The organism is Dolichospermum circinale AWQC310F (assembly GCF_000426925.1).
GTDB classification, from domain to species: domain Bacteria; phylum Cyanobacteriota; class Cyanobacteriia; order Cyanobacteriales; family Nostocaceae; genus Dolichospermum; species Dolichospermum circinale.
Map to the genome: position 1 here is coordinate 1 of NZ_KE384694.1, position 17,845 is coordinate 17,845.

Annotated in this window: 14 protein-coding genes, 1 pseudogene and 1 CRISPR repeat array; of the genes and pseudogenes, 2 read left to right on the forward strand and 13 right to left on the reverse strand. The window is 35.7% G+C overall.

Annotated elements, in window-relative coordinates; all coding sequences use genetic code 11:
* Positions 1–243: 243 nt before the first annotated feature.
* On the forward strand, positions 244–1,095 hold the full coding sequence (locus tag ACIR310F_RS0115010; RefSeq protein ID WP_028084529.1) for an alpha/beta fold hydrolase: 852 nt from the start codon (positions 244–246) through the stop codon (positions 1,093–1,095).
* Between the two features lie 181 nt (positions 1,096–1,276).
* On the forward strand, positions 1,277–3,466 hold the full coding sequence (locus tag ACIR310F_RS0115015) for a lytic transglycosylase domain-containing protein (RefSeq protein WP_028084530.1): 2,190 nt from the start codon (positions 1,277–1,279) through the stop codon (positions 3,464–3,466).
* A 288-nt stretch (positions 3,467–3,754) separates the two neighbouring features.
* Positions 3,755–5,777: direct repeats of the CRISPR family, unit length 37 nt; unit sequence GTTTCAATCCCTAATAGGGAGTAAGTTAAATTGCAAT.
* 230 nt (positions 5,778–6,007) lie between these two features.
* Here ACIR310F_RS0115015 and cas2 read toward each other — a convergent pair.
* The 13 genes and pseudogenes from cas2 to ACIR310F_RS26975 form a co-directional block, all read right to left on the reverse strand.
* Positions 6,008–6,280 (reverse strand): CRISPR-associated endonuclease Cas2, encoded by a 273-nt coding sequence (gene cas2 / locus ACIR310F_RS0115030; RefSeq protein ID WP_028084532.1) that lies wholly within the window; start codon positions 6,278–6,280, stop codon positions 6,008–6,010.
* Positions 6,281–6,320: 40 nt separating this feature from the next.
* Positions 6,321–7,325, reverse strand: a complete 1,005-nt coding sequence (cas1d, locus tag ACIR310F_RS0115035) for a type I-D CRISPR-associated endonuclease Cas1d (protein WP_028084533.1) — start codon at positions 7,323–7,325, stop codon at positions 6,321–6,323.
* An 83-nt stretch (positions 7,326–7,408) separates the two neighbouring features.
* Complete coding sequence (gene cas4, locus ACIR310F_RS0115040; protein WP_051289673.1) at positions 7,409–8,017, reverse strand: CRISPR-associated protein Cas4; 609 nt, start codon at positions 8,015–8,017, stop codon at positions 7,409–7,411.
* Between the two features lie 121 nt (positions 8,018–8,138).
* On the reverse strand, positions 8,139–8,957 hold the full coding sequence (gene cas6 / locus ACIR310F_RS0115045) for a CRISPR-associated endoribonuclease Cas6 (protein ID WP_028084535.1): 819 nt from the start codon (positions 8,955–8,957) through the stop codon (positions 8,139–8,141).
* Between the two features lie 83 nt (positions 8,958–9,040).
* On the reverse strand, positions 9,041–9,748 hold the full coding sequence (gene cas5d / locus ACIR310F_RS0115050) for a type I-D CRISPR-associated protein Cas5/Csc1 (protein WP_028084536.1): 708 nt from the start codon (positions 9,746–9,748) through the stop codon (positions 9,041–9,043).
* A 5-nt stretch (positions 9,749–9,753) separates the two neighbouring features.
* Positions 9,754–10,800, reverse strand: a complete 1,047-nt coding sequence (cas7d, locus tag ACIR310F_RS0115055; RefSeq protein ID WP_028084537.1) for a type I-D CRISPR-associated protein Cas7/Csc2 — start codon at positions 10,798–10,800, stop codon at positions 9,754–9,756.
* A 43-nt stretch (positions 10,801–10,843) separates the two neighbouring features.
* On the reverse strand, positions 10,844–11,449 hold the full coding sequence (locus ACIR310F_RS0115060) for a type I restriction enzyme HsdR N-terminal domain-containing protein (protein WP_028084538.1): 606 nt from the start codon (positions 11,447–11,449) through the stop codon (positions 10,844–10,846).
* A gap of 3 nt (positions 11,450–11,452) precedes the next feature.
* Positions 11,453–14,938, reverse strand: a complete 3,486-nt coding sequence (gene cas10d / locus ACIR310F_RS0115065) for a type I-D CRISPR-associated protein Cas10d/Csc3 (RefSeq protein WP_028084539.1) — start codon at positions 14,936–14,938, stop codon at positions 11,453–11,455.
* A gap of 4 nt (positions 14,939–14,942) precedes the next feature.
* A complete protein-coding gene (gene hepT / locus ACIR310F_RS0115070) occupies positions 14,943–15,374 on the reverse strand; it encodes a type VII toxin-antitoxin system HepT family RNase toxin (protein WP_028084540.1) in 432 nt (143 codons plus the stop codon).
* A complete protein-coding gene (mntA, locus tag ACIR310F_RS0115075; protein WP_028084541.1) occupies positions 15,371–15,823 on the reverse strand; it encodes a type VII toxin-antitoxin system MntA family adenylyltransferase antitoxin in 453 nt (150 codons plus the stop codon). Before mntA ends, hepT begins: the two co-directional genes overlap by 4 nt.
* Positions 15,824–15,860: 37 nt before the next feature.
* Positions 15,861–16,880 (reverse strand): PDDEXK nuclease domain-containing protein, encoded by a 1,020-nt coding sequence (locus tag ACIR310F_RS0115080; protein WP_028084542.1) that lies wholly within the window; start codon positions 16,878–16,880, stop codon positions 15,861–15,863.
* Between the two features lie 12 nt (positions 16,881–16,892).
* Entirely contained in the window at positions 16,893–17,138 is a 246-nt protein-coding gene (locus ACIR310F_RS0115085; protein ID WP_028084543.1) for a hypothetical protein, read from the reverse strand.
* Between the two features lie 273 nt (positions 17,139–17,411).
* Positions 17,412–17,845 (reverse strand): annotated as a pseudogene (locus tag ACIR310F_RS26975) (type I-D CRISPR-associated helicase Cas3'); the annotation flags it as partial.

The following is a 17,845-nucleotide window of genomic DNA, read 5'->3' on the forward strand; positions in this document are numbered from 1 at the left end:
GATAGGAATTTGTGAAGATGGTATTTTCGGTGATTTTATGGCGAGATAGTTCTTCCTTATCAGGATTGAGTATAGCAAATTCCCTGCCACGAGTCAATACTCTTAACTCATAAAACGCGAAAAAAATTGAAAATTATTTTTTGTCTTGTGGAATTTGGTTGCCTATTACCTAGTAGGATGATAGGAAAGTTCTGTGCTATCTGTGCGGTACTATTGAATTCCCACATAGGAAAATAAAATAAAGTGTCAATTCAAGAACATAAAATTACAGTAGATTCTTTAGAATGGTTTTATCGGGAAGCTGAACCGATGGGTAGAACGGACTTAATTCCCGTGTTATTGTTACATGGGTTAGTTTCTCAAAGTTATAGTTGGAGGAATATTATTCCCAGTTTAGCAGCACAAGGAACTAGAGCGATCGCTCCTGACTGGATTGGTTGCGGATTTTCAGGTAAACCAGAGAAGGAGGATTTTGCTTATACTCCAGATGAATTTATCAAAGCACTAGAAGGATTTGTTGAAGCTCTAAAATTAGAGAGATTTTCCTTAGTTGTCCAAGGATTTTTAGGTTCAGTTGGGTTACAATACGCCTTACGTCATGCTGAGAAGATTGCTAATATAGCGATTTTAAATACACCGATTTCTACGTCGGTGAAAATCCCTTGGAAAATCAAACAAATGGGTTTACCTTTAGCTGGGGATATAATCACCCAAGACCCCTTATTAGTGGATAGAACCTTAGAAAGTGGTAGTTGTTACCGCATTGAAGATCAAGATTTAGATGTTTATAGAAAACCATTTTTGAAAAGTTCTGCGTCTGGGAGAAGTCTCCTAGGGACAATTCGCAATTTACAATTAGAAAAAGGGATGATAGAAATAGAAAATGGGTTAAAAGAATGGCAAAAACCGATTTTAGTACAATGGGGGATGATAGATCCTTGGTTATCTGTAGATATGGCGGAAAACTTGGTTAAATCTGTAGCAAATGGTGAAATTATCAAACTTAATAATGTGGGACATTACCCCCAAGAACATTATCATGAGGTGATTTTAGAGGATTTATTGCCATTTGTCCGGTGTGGGGGGGCGAATTAGGGGATATTTAAAAAGTCACTCATTATTCCCTATTCCCTGTTGAGACCAAAGAATTGCTCTAAATTAGTGGAAAGTCTGCCACCATAGCAGTAAAAGTTGGTCATGGGTGTTACCCTAATGTTAGAGTTGCAAAGAGATTAATCGCCAACTTTTGGAGACACAAGGCAAACAGCGAGTATCAATGTTAAAGAAACTACAGAAAAGACAAATTTATCTGCTTGCTGGCGCTGGACTATGTGCCTTTTTAGCTGGGGCAATGGTGTCAGCCCCCCAAGCTGGCAAAACCCTAAGTCAATGGTTGAACTTGGGTCAGAGTAAGCCGGAAGGGTTATCTGAGGCTGATAAAGTCAAGTCAGTTGTATTTTCTCTGTTGTCTGAATCTGTACCAGAAAGATTAACAAAGCTCCGAGAAATTGCTGAAAAAGGTAGTTCACCAGATCGGGAACGGGCCCGTTATCTATTGGCCAGTGATTATGTAGAAACCTCCCAAGGAAAAAAAGCACTGAGTTTATTGGTAGGATTGGAAAAAGACTATCCTGTTTTAGCTCCTTATATTTTACTTAAACAAGCCCAAGCTCATGATATTTTAGGCGAAGATAGGAAAGCTTCAGATTTGCGCCAAAGGGTAGTAAAGGAATATAGTAAGGAAGCGGCGGTAGTCAAAGCCATATATGCGATCGCTCAACCAAAATTATATAATCAAGCGATCGCACAATTTCCCTCCCATCCTCTGACCTGGGAAATTATTCGCAAAAGCTTAAAAGATAACTCAAATCAGCCGAACTTACAATTAATCCTAGCTAAATACGCTGCTGACGAGCCGGGAATTGTGGGTGTATTAGATCAATTAGTGAAACAAACCCAACTCAAACCTGGAGACTGGGAACTAATTGGTTCAGTTTACTGGGATCATAATCAATTCACGAAAGCTAAAGATGCTTATATGCAAGCGCCGAAAACGGCCACCAGCCTCTACCGCATTGCTAGGGGATTACAACTAAATAAACAGCAAGATCAAGCCGTTACGGTTTATAAACAACTGCTGCAAAAATTTCCCACTGCGACAGAAACAGGTATAGCTTTATTAAGATTATCAAACATTAGCAAAGGTCAAGAATCTATTACCTATTTTGACGAAATTATTAGTAAATTTCCAGAAATAGCACCGCAAGCATTGGTAAAAAAAGCCACATTATTGACAACTTTAAAAGATCATGAATCGGCTGATAGCACATATAAATTATTAATAGGTAAATATAGTACGAGTGATGAAGCGGCAGAATTTCGCTGGAAAACAGCCCAAACCAAGGCAAAAAACAATGACTATTTAGGGGCATGGGAATGGGCGCAACCAATTACCATTAATAACAAGAGTAGTATTTTAGCACCCAGAGCCGGATTTTGGGTAGGTAAATGGGCGACGATATTAGGTAAGCAAGAGGAAGCTGTCACAGCTTATAAGTCTGTGATTAGTGAATTTCCTTACTCTTATTATGCCTGGCGTTCTGCGAGTATTTTGGGTTTAAATGTAGGTAATTTTGACAGCCTGCGCTTGATGAATCCGAAAATTATACTATCTCAACGTCCTGTACCACCTGCGGGTTCTGAAACCTTTAAAGAATTGTATTTATTAGGACAAGACCGTGATGCTTGGTTACAATGGGAAACGGAATTTCAGAGTAAAAATCAGCCTAGTGTCGCTGAAGAATTTACAGAAGGGTTGATGAAATTAACAAAGGGTGAGTACCTGACTGGGATTGAGAAAATTGCCAAATTAGAAGATCGGGAAAAACCCGCCGAAAAAGCCGAATATCAAGCTTTAAGTCAGAAAAGCATCTACTGGCAAGCCCGTTATCCCTGGCCCTATTTTCAGGAAATTGAAAAATGGTCTATTTCTCGTCAGCTTAATCCACTGTTAGTAACAGCTTTGATGCGGCAAGAGTCTCGGTTTCAGACAAAAATTAAATCTCCGGTGGGTGCAACAGGTTTAATGCAAGTTATGCCCAGTACAGCAGCGTGGATAGCCCCACAAATGAATGCAGATATCAAAAAAATCAATTTGGAAAATGCCAATGATAATATTATGTTGGGGACTTGGTACTTAGATTATACTCACCGACAGTATAACAATAATTCCATGTTAGCGATCGCTAGTTATAATGCAGGTCCGGGTAACGTGGCTAAATGGTTACAAACCATACCCAAAACAGATCCTGATGAATTTGTGGAAGAAATTCCCTTTGATGAAACCAAAAATTATGTCCGTCAAGTATTCGGTAATTACTGGAATTACCTGCGACTTTATAACCCAGAAGTATCCAACCTAGTCAGTAAATACTCCCAAGAACATCCAAAATTACCGACGAAATAAGTTATGTAATTTGGGTTGAGGAACAAAATCCGGCGTTACTGATTAAGAGTATGATTTTATTTCACGCAGAGGCGCAGAGTCTTTTGAGGGTAAGAGTTTCACTTTTTTGATTTTTCAATTTCATACCCCAATTCAGCAAGGCCCAAAATCCAATATCTTGGGGATTAAGTGAAATTGCAATCATACCACCTGCGATCGCCTCCCGCAATTTTCGTTTCAATCCCTAATAGGGATTTAAGTGAAATTGCAATAACCACAGATTTACAGAAATTTGTGTTGTGGTTCATAGTTTCAATCCCTAATAGGGAGTAAGTTAAATTGCAATTAGTCAACACTGGCAGCATCGTCAACAATGTTGATGTTTCAATCCCTAATAGGGAGTAAGTTAAATTGCAATGTTAGGAGGTCGCGGATTGGGTCCAAACCAATCAGCGTTTCAATCCCTAATAGGGAGTAAGTTAAATTGCAATGGAGATTTGTGCGGATGCGATCGCTCTCATTTCCTTGCTGTTTCAATCCCTAATAGGGAGTAAGTTAAATTGCAATTTGCTCCTCAGAAGAAATATCTTTTCCCGTATAAGTTTCAATCCCTAATAGGGAGTAAGTTAAATTGCAATAGCAAAGATTTATCTCGGGATTGACCGTTGGCGGTGCGTTTCAATCCCTAATAGGGAGTAAGTTAAATTGCAATGCGCGATGTGCATCTGCGCCATTTCTCTCATTAGTTTCAATCCCTAATAGGGAGTAAGTTAAATTGCAATAATCCCGATATAAATCTTTGCTCAATATTTCCTCCGTTTCAATCCCTAATAGGGAGTAAGTTAAATTGCAATCAAATGCCCTAAAAACTTGGGGAGTAGTAGGCGAAGTTTCAATCCCTAATAGGGAGTAAGTTAAATTGCAATCAATTCAATACTGGAGTGTCCCTGGACAATATGCTCGGGGTTTCAATCCCTAATAGGGAGTAAGTTAAATTGCAATAATTTATCAAGCTGGCGCGAATATGGTAAATTCTCTGTTTCAATCCCTAATAGGGAGTAAGTTAAATTGCAATGATTTTTTCAATCATTAATATTTTTCCGGATTAAAAGAGTTTCAATCCCTAATAGGGAGTAAGTTAAATTGCAATACGATAGCGATTAATAAAATTGCAGAAAAAATCGAAAAATTGTTTCAATCCCTAATAGGGAGTAAGTTAAATTGCAATTTCACGCAAATATCACGATGTAGATCCAAGTTTTTTGGTTTCAATCCCTAATAGGGAGTAAGTTAAATTGCAATGATCCTTTGCTTATGGCTTTATCTGGAAGGATATTATTGCAAGTTTCAATCCCTAATAGGGAGTAAGTTAAATTGCAATCTCTCAGAAACAAATGGGCGATCGCTATCAGTTGTTTCAATCCCTAATAGGGAGTAAGTTAAATTGCAATTTTTGTCAAATCTCAAGATAAGTTTGGGGGCATAATTGTTTCAATCCCTAATAGGGAGTAAGTTAAATTGCAATGCTTTCTGGACATAATTACCTTATTAGGTAGATTTCGTTTCAATCCCTAATAGGGAGTAAGTTAAATTGCAATCGGAAGCCAGCTAAGGTTTTGTCGGCATCGTTTGTTTCAATCCCTAATAGGGAGTAAGTTAAATTGCAATATCATTTAATGTTGTGTCTATCCCCAGTTCAGGGGGTTTCAATCCCTAATAGGGAGTAAGTTAAATTGCAATTGATCTTAGCTTTTTTCCCCGATGCAAGAATTTTGTTTCAATCCCTAATAGGGAGTAAGTTAAATTGCAATGCCCCGGTAGCAACGCTTTCAACCGCAGCTATCTTTGGTATGTTTCAATCCCTAATAGGGAGTAAGTTAAATTGCAATAGTTGAGTCTAATTTGATGCTTGCGTCAAAATGCGTTTCAATCCCTAATAGGGAGTAAGTTAAATTGCAATTGCCCATTTTCTGTCATCAGCCGAAAAGAAACTTGCCCGTTTCAATCCCTAATAGGGAGTAAGTTAAATTGCAATACCCGAAGACTTAGTGCCGTGCTGGGCTGCTCATGGGGTAGTTTCAATCCCTAATAGGGAGTAAGTTAAATTGCAATCAAAGGCGGCTAGAGAGTAGGATGGATCTCAGGGATCGTTTCAATCCCTAATAGGGAGTAAGTTAAATTGCAATTATCAATATCAAATTCCAATGCCATTATCAGGCGGTTTCAATCCCTAATAGGGAGTAAGTTAAATTGCAATCCTGTTACGGGTCTGTTACCCCCCCCCGTAACAGGCGTGTTTCAATCCCTAATAGGGAGTAAGTTAAATTGCAATTGTGGAATGCTGAAAGCCTATATATATGTAGTTTTCAAGGTTCAGTTGCGCGGATATTCTGATAATAATCCATTTCAAAAAAAGTGTCAAGGGGTAAAATAGCTGAAACTCCTGCTGTGTAAGGTGCGCGGATGGGTGAACTCCATAAAATCCATGAAAAGCTTGTGTAGAAATGATTTCAGGCATTTTTTCCTCATCTGAATTTTTTACACCCACCCATCCGCGCATTATTAAGCGAAGAAAATTGTCTGATCACGGGGTTGTTCACCACCAATTCTCTCTATTTTACCAAAACAGCAAGCACAAAGGAAGTAAAAGCGAATGCTGTCGGTTTCAGGTTTAATGAGTTTATTAAGACGCGATCTTAACTTAGCATATTGAGTATCAGTTAACTCACATTCAAAAATACTATACTGCACCCATTGACCATAGGACTTGAGAATGCTATGGATTTTAGTCCGCCGTTTATCCTCAGAAATATCGTAAGAAATAACAACATTCATAAATTGTGTGTTCCGTTATACCTTATTGATTAGAGAGGTTTTATTTCAGTATTAAAGGGGGATATTTATCAGTTGTTCCCATTAAATACTTAGCCAGTAATCTTGCTTGTAATTCAAAAGCTTCTCGATAAGTACATTTACGTCCCATTACTGGATGTTTAAACTCCGATAGTTTTTTCTTTTCGTACAAAGTCAAAAAAGTTTTGCGTCCTTCTGGAGTGAGAGAAACAGCGCCGCTTAATGGTTCAGTTACAAAATCTGCTGGGGTTAATAATTGCTTATTCAAAATAGATAAAACCACCGCATCTACCACTAAAGGGCGAAATTCTTCCATTAAATCCAAAGCTAAAGAAGGACGATTATAGCGATCAAAATGTAGGTATCCTAAATATGGATCAAAACCGACAATATTCACAGCACTTTGCAGATCATGACGCAATAAAGAATAACCAAAACTTAACAATGAATTTACTGGATCTGTAGGTGGACGACGGACACGCTTAGTAAAAGAAAATTGAGAATTACGAATCAGACGATCAAAACAACCAAAATAAACAGCACTACCAGAACCTTCCAAACCACGCAAAGAACTGATATTTTCAGTTGAATTAATTGCAGTAATTACCTGTTCAATGCGAAGAATATCTTTAGATAGATCAAGATCACTAAATTCACGCTGATACCGCATCAAAGTTTGACGATAATTTTTTAATTTTCCCCTCACAAAACCTTGAACAGCATGAATAGATTTAGGTGTTTCTCCTGCTGCTTGCCATTGTGCCTTGCGAATGAAAATATTACCAGTCATTTCTGGCTGTAACCGTCCTAAATAATGACCAATATTACTAATAAAAGATAGAGGAATATGGCGTTCCATTAACTCAAAAACAACCGCTGGGGAAATAGTTGCTCGTCCTAAAATAACTACACCTTCCAGATGAATAAAAGGAATATCTTGAAGAATTTTCTTTTCAAATTTCACATGAATTCGTTCATCAACCTTACCAATAAAAGCATCATCTTGTGTGATGTAAAGAGTACCCATGATTAAATCCTCAAAATAGTTGACAGTAGACAGGTGAGAGTAAAAGGAGTTTTAGAAAGGTGTTTGCATCAAGTATAAATTTCTCAATTTGCTTCTTGATAACGCCCGACTTTATCAGCAACTTGTGGCAAACATCGAGAATAAAGACTACAACCATCACAGCGTTTTGTTTTGATAGCTTTTGGCATAGCACCTGTAAACAGTAAGGTTTGGATAGCCTCAATAGTCGCAATGGTAATACTTCGTAATTCTGGGGTAATTTCTACTAATTTGCGTTGATGAGTTTGAGCGTAATAGATATAGCCAGTATTGATATTTTTGCCTGTCATTTCCTCCAAACACAAAGCCTGAGCGCAAACTTGCAATTCATCATTATCCCATTCTCCTTTACGTCCGCGTTTATATTCAATAGGGTAAAATTCGCCATTTTCAAATTCAATTAAATCAGATTTACCGATAAGTTGATATTGCTCCGATTTCAAATAAATGGCGCGTATCTGCCAAGTTTCCTCACGATTTTGTTCTCCAACTGTGTGAACTCGTTCATGTAAACTTGTACCTTCAATTGTGTATTGATTATCAATAAATTCCCCTGCACAGTGAATCAACCAGCAACGGTGAGGACAGTAGGAATATTGATTTAATGAGGCAATATTAACGTAATCATCAGAATTGATGTTTTCAAGTAGCATAAGATATAAAAATTGATTAATTTGTAGGTTGGGTTAAGCGATAGCGCAACCCAACAAAAGCGTTGATAATGAATATGATCATGTTGGGTTTCCTTGCGTCAACCCAACCTACAATTTTCTGTCACCTTCTCCTCACCATGCCCATTCCCATTGTTGTTTTACGTCCGATTCCCGCATATAAAGCAAAATCAGCCAAGGTGTTAATTTGTTTAATTGCTGTTGTTTCTACATTGCCAAGAATGCGATAACTAATTTCACCCAAACAACCAATAAATTTGTTTTCATAGTTGCTGATAACTTGAGTATTGATATTAAAAGCACTAGCATAAATTGATTCCAAGGAAATATCAGTTAATTCAATATCGCTATATTTATGCCACCGATTTAGTAGACTATTGAATACAGATTCCCTTGTTGGTAAAACATTATCAAATGCACCTTGACGAAAAGCTACAGGTGTAGAAAAGATGAAATTAAGATTGCGTTCTGTTTCGCTTGCTTGTTGATATAATTGGGAATAACTACAAGCATTAGCCCAAGGTTGTTTAAATTGGGGTGTACCTTGAATGCTAGTAATATATAGATTAGCTGAACCTAAGTGCCAAGGTTGTTTGGGGTTGATATTTAACCATAAAGGTGTAAGCTGATTAAACAAATTGTCATTTAAGAAAGAAATACGCCACCAACAAGAAGTACCAGCAGGAATAGGATTTTGATGGGCATATTGCAAAGTATAAGATTGGGTTTTATGTTTGTTTTGTACCTGCAATGGCGAGAGAGTAAAGGCTTTATCGGCGTTGGATTGGTGTAAGTAGTCTCCTAATTTTCTATCAACAGAACTGACTAGATTAAGAAATAAGGCGTGGTAATGTCTTCCGGTGAGGAAATTGGGGTAAATTGGAGATTGGGGGATGATGTTGAGGATGAGACTATGGGGCATATTATTGATGATTGAAAATTTTAAGTTAAGGGCGGGCAAGATGCCCACCCCACAGGATTTGTAAGTGTGAAAATGATGAGAATTTAAGCCTTAAATCTGTATTGCATTTCTTTAGGAATTTTTACATTTTTGACATCATCAAAATAGTAATATTCTCCTTGCATTTGCACATTTTGAATCAGACTTACTGGCGGCATATTTACCACGTCATAACTAATGACTTGATTAGTAAACATGACATCTAACGGGTTTAAAGGATGAGTACAAGTGAATAAATCAGTTTTTGTTTTTGGTTGTGGTAATTTTTTCACTGTAATTTCTGCTTTACTCATCCATTTACCTAAACGAATCCATTTAGGTAATTTGATTTCTTTTTGAGCAATTAGAAAAAACTCAAATTGACTTTCTGGGGCAATTTCCTTTGCTCGTCCAAAGCTGGGAATATTCTTTTGGGTTTTCTCCATTTCTACATGGTAGTTATTATTGGCATATTTCCATGTATTGAGAATAGATGAATGTCTCAGAGAACGAGCCGGAGTTATGTAGATTCCTTGTTCATTTAAAGGGATTAAATGTGCTTCATATTTTGGAACTTGTTCGGGGCAGAAATAGCAATAGGAATCTTCATCAGCAACAGTTGTTGAGTAGATTAGACTATCAACTAAACCGAGTGCATAACAGAGGGCATAATTATGAATTATTGGCTCTGTTTCGTAAAGTCTGCCGATTTCACGGGTGGCAAAATAGAGGCTGTCATGTAGTTCTAATTGACAACGGTAGATAAACACCATTTTTATTACTCCGTTGCTACAGATTTTTTACCGGCTTTTGATTTTGCGGCTTTTGCTTCTTCAGATTTACCTTTAATATGCTTTTTAGCATAAGCCTTAGCTTCATCGTCGGCTTTTTGCAAAATTGATTTAATTCCCGCTTCGTTATTAGTTAGGTTTTTGACTTCAGTTAATAACCGTGAAAAATCCTCACCAATAAAATTCGTATGCACAATAAATTCATCAGCAATTAAATTTTCAATTGCAATTTTAGCAGCAGCAATTACATCATCTTCATCTAAAGGATCTGGGGATTTGAGAGTATTATTTGCTTTCATTTGGTCATATATGGCTTGAGTCCACCGCAGGTTACTGGTAATTTCTCCATCAGCAAAAATCACACCGACTAATTCATTTCTAACGCGACCTGTACGGGTTGTTTGTGCGCCATAGTGACGAGTTCGGAGGATGTTATTAAAAACATACAGGAAACTAGCTTCTGTGGGGTCTTTTAATGTGACAATGCTGGGGAAAAATACCTGTGGTCTAATGTGGTCTTGTTGATTAATTCTGCTAGTAACTTCACCAGCTTTAGAACCACTTTCTCCTTTAGAAGCCATTGTCCCATTTTCAAAAGGAGCATTGAGAGTAAAGGTTTCATGAGATTCATCAAAAGCAGTAATTGAAAATGCGGTATCGACAACAACTTTGGATTTTTCTGAACCAGAATCACCAATAGCAAAACCGTAAATAATGCAATCAGGATTATCCATTGCAAAAGATACGTTATATTCACATTCTTCTGCTGTCATAAATTCGTATTTCCGCAATAATTCCCGACCTACTAATCTTTCTGGTGTAGACTGTTTACGCTTGAACATAGAAAGACGACTAATGGTGTTTTTGTCTTTGACTCCTGCTCTAACTCTTGCTTTATTTAGTTCGCTATCTGTTTGAAATAATGGATAAGATTCGGTAACGCGAATGGTGAGGAAGTGGACATATTTACCCATTGGTTTGTAGGGAATTTCTGTTTGAAATAATTTAGCGTCAACAGTTTTTAAGAGTGGCATAATTTTCTCCTGGAAATAAATGTTTAATGGCGATGAGAGTAAATTAAATGAGAGCTTGAACAAGAATCCGCATTAAGGGGTCTAAGTCATCAGGAACACGATAGCTATCAAGTCCTTGAATCAGATGTTTATTAATGCGATCTAGTTGGGCAAATTCCCATATTTTACCAGTAGTAACTGAACCGATAAGGTGGGTTTGTTGTTGATTTTCTTGCCATTGATCTAGGGCAATTAATTCTGCAAAAAGCTGTGTCATCCCATAATCTAAATCCTCTTTTTTAGCTTCGATTACTAAGAGGTTATTGCGATTTTTGATCAGATAATCAAAGTAACCTTGTAGTTGTTCGCTGACCTTAATTTGATATTCAATTCTCACCTGTGATTTAGTATAGTGAACTAAGTCTAAAATTATGGGAGAAATTAATACTTCTCTGCGACTTGTCTCATTGGCTAAATCAAAGTATGGAAGAATTTCATCAAGTCGTTCTTGCAATTCTTTTAATCGGTCTAGATTCTCTTGATATTGGGGTAAATTCAAACGTTTTCGAGTAAATGTATAGCCAAATTCTTGAGCAAAATCTTGAGGTGAAATGTGCATCTCAAAATATTTGCTAAAAGTATAAGACTGAGTAGGATCAAGAATAGTCATAATCTAGTTTTCCTCAGTTTCAATCTCGGTAATTTCATCAGGTTCATCTTGGGGACGTGCTTTACGTTCTTCATCATCTGCTAAACGATAAAGAAATTCACAGGTATCTCGAATGAGATTCAATTGACGACCTGCTAACCGGGCGCGATCGCTTGCAAATGATTTTTCAAATACCTCCTCTACAAAATACTCAGCAAATTCTAAAATTGCTTGTCTTTCTTCTTCTCTCTGATTACGCTTAAATACCCAACGTCCTTCAGCAGTAGAAGAATCTACCCGCTCCATAAGTTTAAAAATCTTTGCGGATACAGCAGCAATTAAAGTTTCCCCATCAAATACACTAGAATCTGCTTTAAGAATAGTATCCGCAGCGATATCAATGGGTTTTAAAACAGCATTAGCTTTAGGATTAAACCTTTTATTAGCTCGATAAAAACGGCGATATAATTCCGTTAATTTTTGCGGATGATTCAAAGTTGATTTTTCTTCCACAATTAATTTCTCCTCATTAGAATCAAATTTTGTATAGGGATCAAAACAGGGGTAAAAATGATAAGCATAAAGCTTGACCTTATTAATGCTTGGAGCATCAAGTTTTTGATTACGCACCCATTTATTGAGATAAGCAAAGACATGAAGCGGACTGGTTTCAAAATCCTTTGCTAATTCCGTAAATTTCCCCCAATTAGCATCATAGCCAGTTTTACCTTGCTTTGCATTGACATCTAAATGAATGGCATAAGCAGCAGTTAAAACATTTAAGGGTGCCGGATATTGAATACCGTACTCTTCCCAACCTTCAAGAATGTAATCAAGGCGAAATCTATCTCTTTTTACTAAAGTTCTAAAAGCATGAGGCGCACTATCAAGAAAAACGGTTTCTTCAAATTCTGCACCATCATTAAATGGGGGAATAGGAGACTCGGAAACCACAGTTTTCACATCTAAAATCATGGGAAAAGCGAAGGCTAACCAACTCGGCATTACCCAAGATTCTGTATCAGTGCTGTCTCTTCCTGGTGGTAAGGCCATGAAGTAAAATGTTAAAGGTTGATCTTCAGGATAGGAAAGTTTAAATGTGCGGTCTTTTTCACTATCTAAATTTTCATCAATTAAGAAACTATCCACACTTTGATAATTTTCTTTACCCAAATCAACCTGTAAATCTTTACTGATGAAGTGATTGCGAATGCTAGTATCAAAACGAGTTTGAGCAATATTCATGTAGGCTTTTTGTAAAAACTTATTAGTTTCTGGAGTGAAGTAATAAGTTGGATAAAAATAGAGATAGCGATATTTACCATCTTCAAATCTTTTACCCACAGCTTGAGTTTGATTCATTAATATTTGTCTGAGCATCATTTCCACACCTGCAATACTGGAAATGTTGCGTTTAGCGTTAGAACCTCCTAACATTTGTTTATTTGTATAAACTTGGGGTGTAAATAAAACTGCTGATTCCATTTGCTCAGTTACAGTGTATGCAGAATGAGAAATTGAGCAAATTAATTGTTTACCCCTGCCTGATTTTTTCGCAGCGTTATAATTATTCAACTCATTGATAAAATTATCAACTTCAGTTTTTACAGAAGTTTCTTGCTTGGTAGTAGGTAGCATCACAACTCTTGATACCCACAACCTTAAATCATCCCAACCATCAGGTAATTGATATTGTGCCAGAATTGGGGAAATTAAATCTGTCAAGTAATAAATTACCTGTTGACAATTTTCGCGGACATCTTCAATACCTGGATGTTTTTCCAGATATTTAGCCGCTAGATAATACCATTCATAAGGTACACCTCCTGTATTACCTTTGAGTTTTTGTTCTTTCAAACTTTCATTAATGCGTTGAATTTCTCTAACTTGTGAAAGATATTCAGTTAAATTCCAAAATTCAGCGACTTTGTGAGTTAAATCAAAATTTGGAAGTTCTGGAAGTTTTTTATCTTTCTTCCGTGCGGTTTCAATCCTCTCAACTGTTTCTTCCCAAATTTTACGAGTAATTAGATCTCCAAATTCGGCAATTTGATCAATGCGAATATCATCATCAAAATTAAAGTCATAATCAATGGATAAAACATTTTGTTTTTGAAACTTAACTAAATTTTCACTGCGACTTTTACCAACAGATGTTTTGCCAGTATTTAAAATGCGTAAAGTAGCATCTAACGCAACTTGCATTAAACCGGGAGAATCAAAAAATAGATTGTAATATTCAGCATATTTCATTCCTTTTCCATCTCTACCAAATCCCGTTTGTCTAAGTTTTAATTGACCAGAACAAAGGGATTTAATCTTATTAACTACCAGATTTGGTAAAATTTCTGGTGAAATAGGAGGAGCATCACGCAACGCTAGATAAATTACCCCTGTGGGTAGATATAACAAAGGTTGATAATATCTATTTTCGTCAGTATTTAAGTTAGTGTGAGCTTCAATTACAGCATTATTAACAACGTTGGTTAAAACACCTCTATTTTCGGCAATGTGATGATATGTGAATTTTAATTTACCATCACTCAGACTGTGAAGAATTCCATTTAATGTCTGATTTTCCGCATCTTGAGGATGCTTGATAATTGAAGAAAGTAAATCAGCTAAATAAGTTAAATCAGCAAGACAAGTCAAAATATAATCCTCAATTTTGGCTTGTAACCCATACTCAGAAAGATTGAGATTTGTATCATTTCTCCGCTGGGCATTATAGGCAATAAATAACAAATCATCTCGATATTCTAACCATGCTGATGGTTCATCAGGACTGACAAATTTATCAAGTCCTAATTCACAAACCATCACATCTATAATTTCCCGATGTTCATCTACAGATAATTTACGAATGTCTTGTTCTTTATCTTGATAAATTGCTTTATATTTATCTGGCATTTTCAGAAATAGCTGATAATCAAATTTTTCAAAATCATGGAGAATAAACCCAGCAATTAATAGTCGCCTTTCTTGTTCTTGAATAACTCTTTTTACAGTTGTATTAAGTTTCTTTAGACGACGTTCTATTAAATTAGCTGGTAGCAACCCATTCAATAGATGAGTATTTAAGGATTGATCACCTGCATTTCTACGATCAATTTTTTTCGGTTCTTTTAATTTTTGATTCTTTCCTAAATTATTTTGATGGTAATTTTCTATTTCTTCTTGTTTCTTGTTATCGAGATAATCAAAAAATTTACCACCTTTAGCTGTGACTCCAATTGCTAATTTTAAAAGATTAGGTAAAACGTACTCACTAAATTCTTGCATGATTAAATCATCATGATTTTCTGATTTAATTGCATTTTGCAATAATTTGAGTGTGAGTATTGCTCCTGTTTTTGTTTCAACTTTTAGATTAGATCTGTATTCAAAGTCAGAGTCATCACCTGTCATCCAATCATCATCTGATAATTCAGAGGTTGAATTATCTTTTATTTCCATTTCTAAAAGTGATAATTGTTGATAGTCATCTGATTTTTTACTTTTTTTAGCCATTGTTTTATTCCAAGGAAATTAAGTAAGAGTTAAGTTGTCTGACATAAAGTGGATATTGCTTTAAAGCAAAACGAATTGCCATAAAAACTTGATTTGGATCTATATCATCATATTCATGAACTAAACGATTTCTTAATCCTGATGATGGGGCTATTTGTTTCGCTAATTCTGGTGTAATAATTTGATATTTAGCTAGTTCAATAAAAGCCTCAAAGTTGGTGTAGGATTTTTCAGGGTTGAGTTTTGACAATATATGATCGTTAATGTCTATTGCTGCTTGGGTCATTAATTGTAGGAGTCTTTCTACAATAAGTTGTTGACGAAAATCAGCTAAAAATTCCTCAAGACTAATAGAACAAAATTCTTCTAAGGTGTTGTAATACTTAGTAATTAACCTTAGTCTAGCTAAAACTATTTCTGAATCTATATTATTCATGCTCCCCACTTCTTTAATTCTATTTCAATAATTCGGCGTTGTTCTTGGCGAAAATTTTGTAACTCTGATTCAGTTTTTAAGGAATTTGAGCGAAAATTATCAAATTCTCCAGGGCATTTTTCAAATAAAATAATTCCGTCACGAGCCACAAAATGAGCAATTAACCAAGAACATTGATTTAGTTCAACAATATCTATAATGTCTGGATTGATTTTTAAAACTTCACCAATTAAAATTGGCATTTCAAACAAAGCAGAAATATTATTTTCTATGTAATTATGGCGTTGTTTTTCATCACATAAAACAGCAAAATCCCAGTCACTTTTTAGATTTGTGTTACCAGTAGCTCTAGAGCCAAACAGAACTAACATTTCTAAGTAGGGTATTTTTTCAGGAAGTTGTAAAGATAGTTCTTGAAGTTCTGCAATTGTTGGAGTATTATTTTGCATTTTGTGATTCTCCTGTTTAATCAAACATACTCAATATTCATTCAAATCCTTCTAATAATTTAGCAACTTGTTCTGGATCTGGAAGTTGATTTTTTAGTTCTTGTGGTAATTTAGAAACTATTTGGTAAGTTGCTACACCAATTGGTTTATTAGATTCCTTTAGTGCATACTCAACTATAGTTCTCTGTTTAGATTTACAAAGAATAATCCCAATAGAAGGATTTTCTTCTGGTAATTTTACAGTTTCATCTAAAACAGCTAAATAAAACTGCATCTTTCCCACATATTCAGGTAAAAATTTACCAATTTTTAATTCTATTGCTACTAAACACTTTAAACGCCGATGATATAACAAAATATCTATGAAATATTCCTCATCATCAACTTCTAAGCGATATTGACTACCAATGAAGGCAAATATGCCACCCATTTCTTGTAAGAATGGTTGAATTTTTGCTAAAATTGACTCTTCTAGCTGTCGTTCGCTGTGTTCATCTGCTAATTCTAAAAAATCAAAGGTATATTCATCCTTAACTGCTAGTTTTAATTGGTTACGTATCTCTACTGAAATATTTTGATCAAAGTTGGTTTGATTGACTAGAGTTTTTTCATAAGTTTGATTTTCAATTTGGTGAATTAAAACATTTTTTGTCCATCCGAATTTTCGAGTCATTCTAATATAAAACTCTCGTTCTAAGTCATCTTTACACTTTTCTAAAATGACTATATTATGAGTCCATCCAATTTCTGCAACCATTGGTTGCAGTTTTTCATTTTGGCTATATGTGACGTAAAAATTTCGCATATTCCAGATATTGCGAGCAGAAAAACCACTAATACCAGGAAACTCTGTTTGTAAGTCTTTTGCTAATTTTTCTACTACTGATTTACCCCAAATAGCATCCTGTTGTTTGATGACAATCATCTGCCCAATATCCCAATACAAGTTAATCATTTCCCGATTAACTGCCTTTAATGCTTCATACTGGGCTGAACGAATCCTTTGTTGTACTTCCATAAGTAGATGTGTGTAATCGTCAGAAATGGAATTACTCATAATGAAAATATTTCAATCTCGCAAGTAAAAATCATTTTTTTCCTCTAGTTCCTGATTTCTGCCAATTAGATAATCAAATTGACCGAGTTTTCTAAAAAATAAGTCCATTGATTCCTCTATTTCTTCAATCCGACTGTCATGCGCTGAAAGTCGATTGTCTTGAATAAGATTGTGCTGCTGCTGTGCTTTAATGCGATCAATCAGATCATTGATTAAATAACGGAGTTCGTCTAAGGGGTCGGGGCTTTGGCTTTGCATCTAAGCTTTTCCTGGTTTAAAGGATTACTTAGAGCCTAGCATAGTCTTTTTATTTAGACAAGTGATTTTAGTCAAAAAAATATTTAATTACAATATATCAGTGAATATGATTCTGTAACCATATAAAAATCCTAAATAGATTTTTTATGCTATCCTTGGTTTGTAGGGTCTTAAAATCAATAATCCCTTTTTATAGGGATTGAAACACAGACTCATCATTCACTGATGCTGACTCTACCCTGCTCACAAAGCAGCGAACCCCTATTAGGGATATCAACACTGCGCTATCCATATCTCATCCCCTTTACTCTTAAACCAATGTGTCAGGGTGTCTAGCAATAGTGCAGACTGCCCAAAGGCGATACAGTATGGAGGTGTATTATCTAAAACACTAGACTGATCGCTAATAGGGTAAATCTGAAAGTGCATGGGTAATCTTCCTTGCTGACGTACTCTCTCTACAGGAAAAGGCAAAATATAACTGACTAATGCTTGTTTTTTCAATTGTTTGTTAATTTCACTAATCCAATAATTTGCAGGTTGCCAAACTTGAATATCTAACAATACTTGCACATCCCAATTATCAGCAAAAGGTTTTAAATTCCCAGGATAAGTAAATTTCCAATTTAGTCTTTCTTCACGATAGCGAATTAATTTCATAAACCCTAGACATTCTTTAAATCTACCATTAGGAATGGCTGTATCTG

Bases quoted from the DNA above. Each gene is read 5' to 3' on its own strand.
- ACIR310F_RS0115085 (WP_028084543.1), bottom strand. From the start codon at position 17,138: ATGCAAAGCCAAAGCCCCGACCCCTTAGACGAACTCCGTTATTTAATC.
- cas7d (WP_028084537.1), bottom strand. From the start codon at position 10,800: ATGCCACTCTTAAAAACTGTTGACGCTAAATTATTTCAAACAGAAATT.
- ACIR310F_RS0115015 (WP_028084530.1), top strand. From the start codon at position 1,277: ATGTTAAAGAAACTACAGAAAAGACAAATTTATCTGCTTGCTGGCGCT.
- cas5d (WP_028084536.1), bottom strand. From the start codon at position 9,748: ATGGTGTTTATCTACCGTTGTCAATTAGAACTACATGACAGCCTCTAT.
- hepT (WP_028084540.1), bottom strand. From the start codon at position 15,374: ATGAATAATATAGATTCAGAAATAGTTTTAGCTAGACTAAGGTTAATT.
- mntA (WP_028084541.1), bottom strand. From the start codon at position 15,823: ATGCAAAATAATACTCCAACAATTGCAGAACTTCAAGAACTATCTTTA.
- cas10d (WP_028084539.1), bottom strand. From the start codon at position 14,938: ATGGCTAAAAAAAGTAAAAAATCAGATGACTATCAACAATTATCACTT.
- ACIR310F_RS0115080 (WP_028084542.1), bottom strand. From the start codon at position 16,880: ATGAGTAATTCCATTTCTGACGATTACACACATCTACTTATGGAAGTA.
- cas6 (WP_028084535.1), bottom strand. From the start codon at position 8,957: ATGCCCCATAGTCTCATCCTCAACATCATCCCCCAATCTCCAATTTAC.
- cas1d (WP_028084533.1), bottom strand. From the start codon at position 7,325: ATGGGTACTCTTTACATCACACAAGATGATGCTTTTATTGGTAAGGTT.
- cas4 (WP_051289673.1), bottom strand. From the start codon at position 8,017: ATGCTACTTGAAAACATCAATTCTGATGATTACGTTAATATTGCCTCA.
- ACIR310F_RS0115060 (WP_028084538.1), bottom strand. From the start codon at position 11,449: ATGACTATTCTTGATCCTACTCAGTCTTATACTTTTAGCAAATATTTT.
- cas2 (WP_028084532.1), bottom strand. From the start codon at position 6,280: ATGAATGTTGTTATTTCTTACGATATTTCTGAGGATAAACGGCGGACT.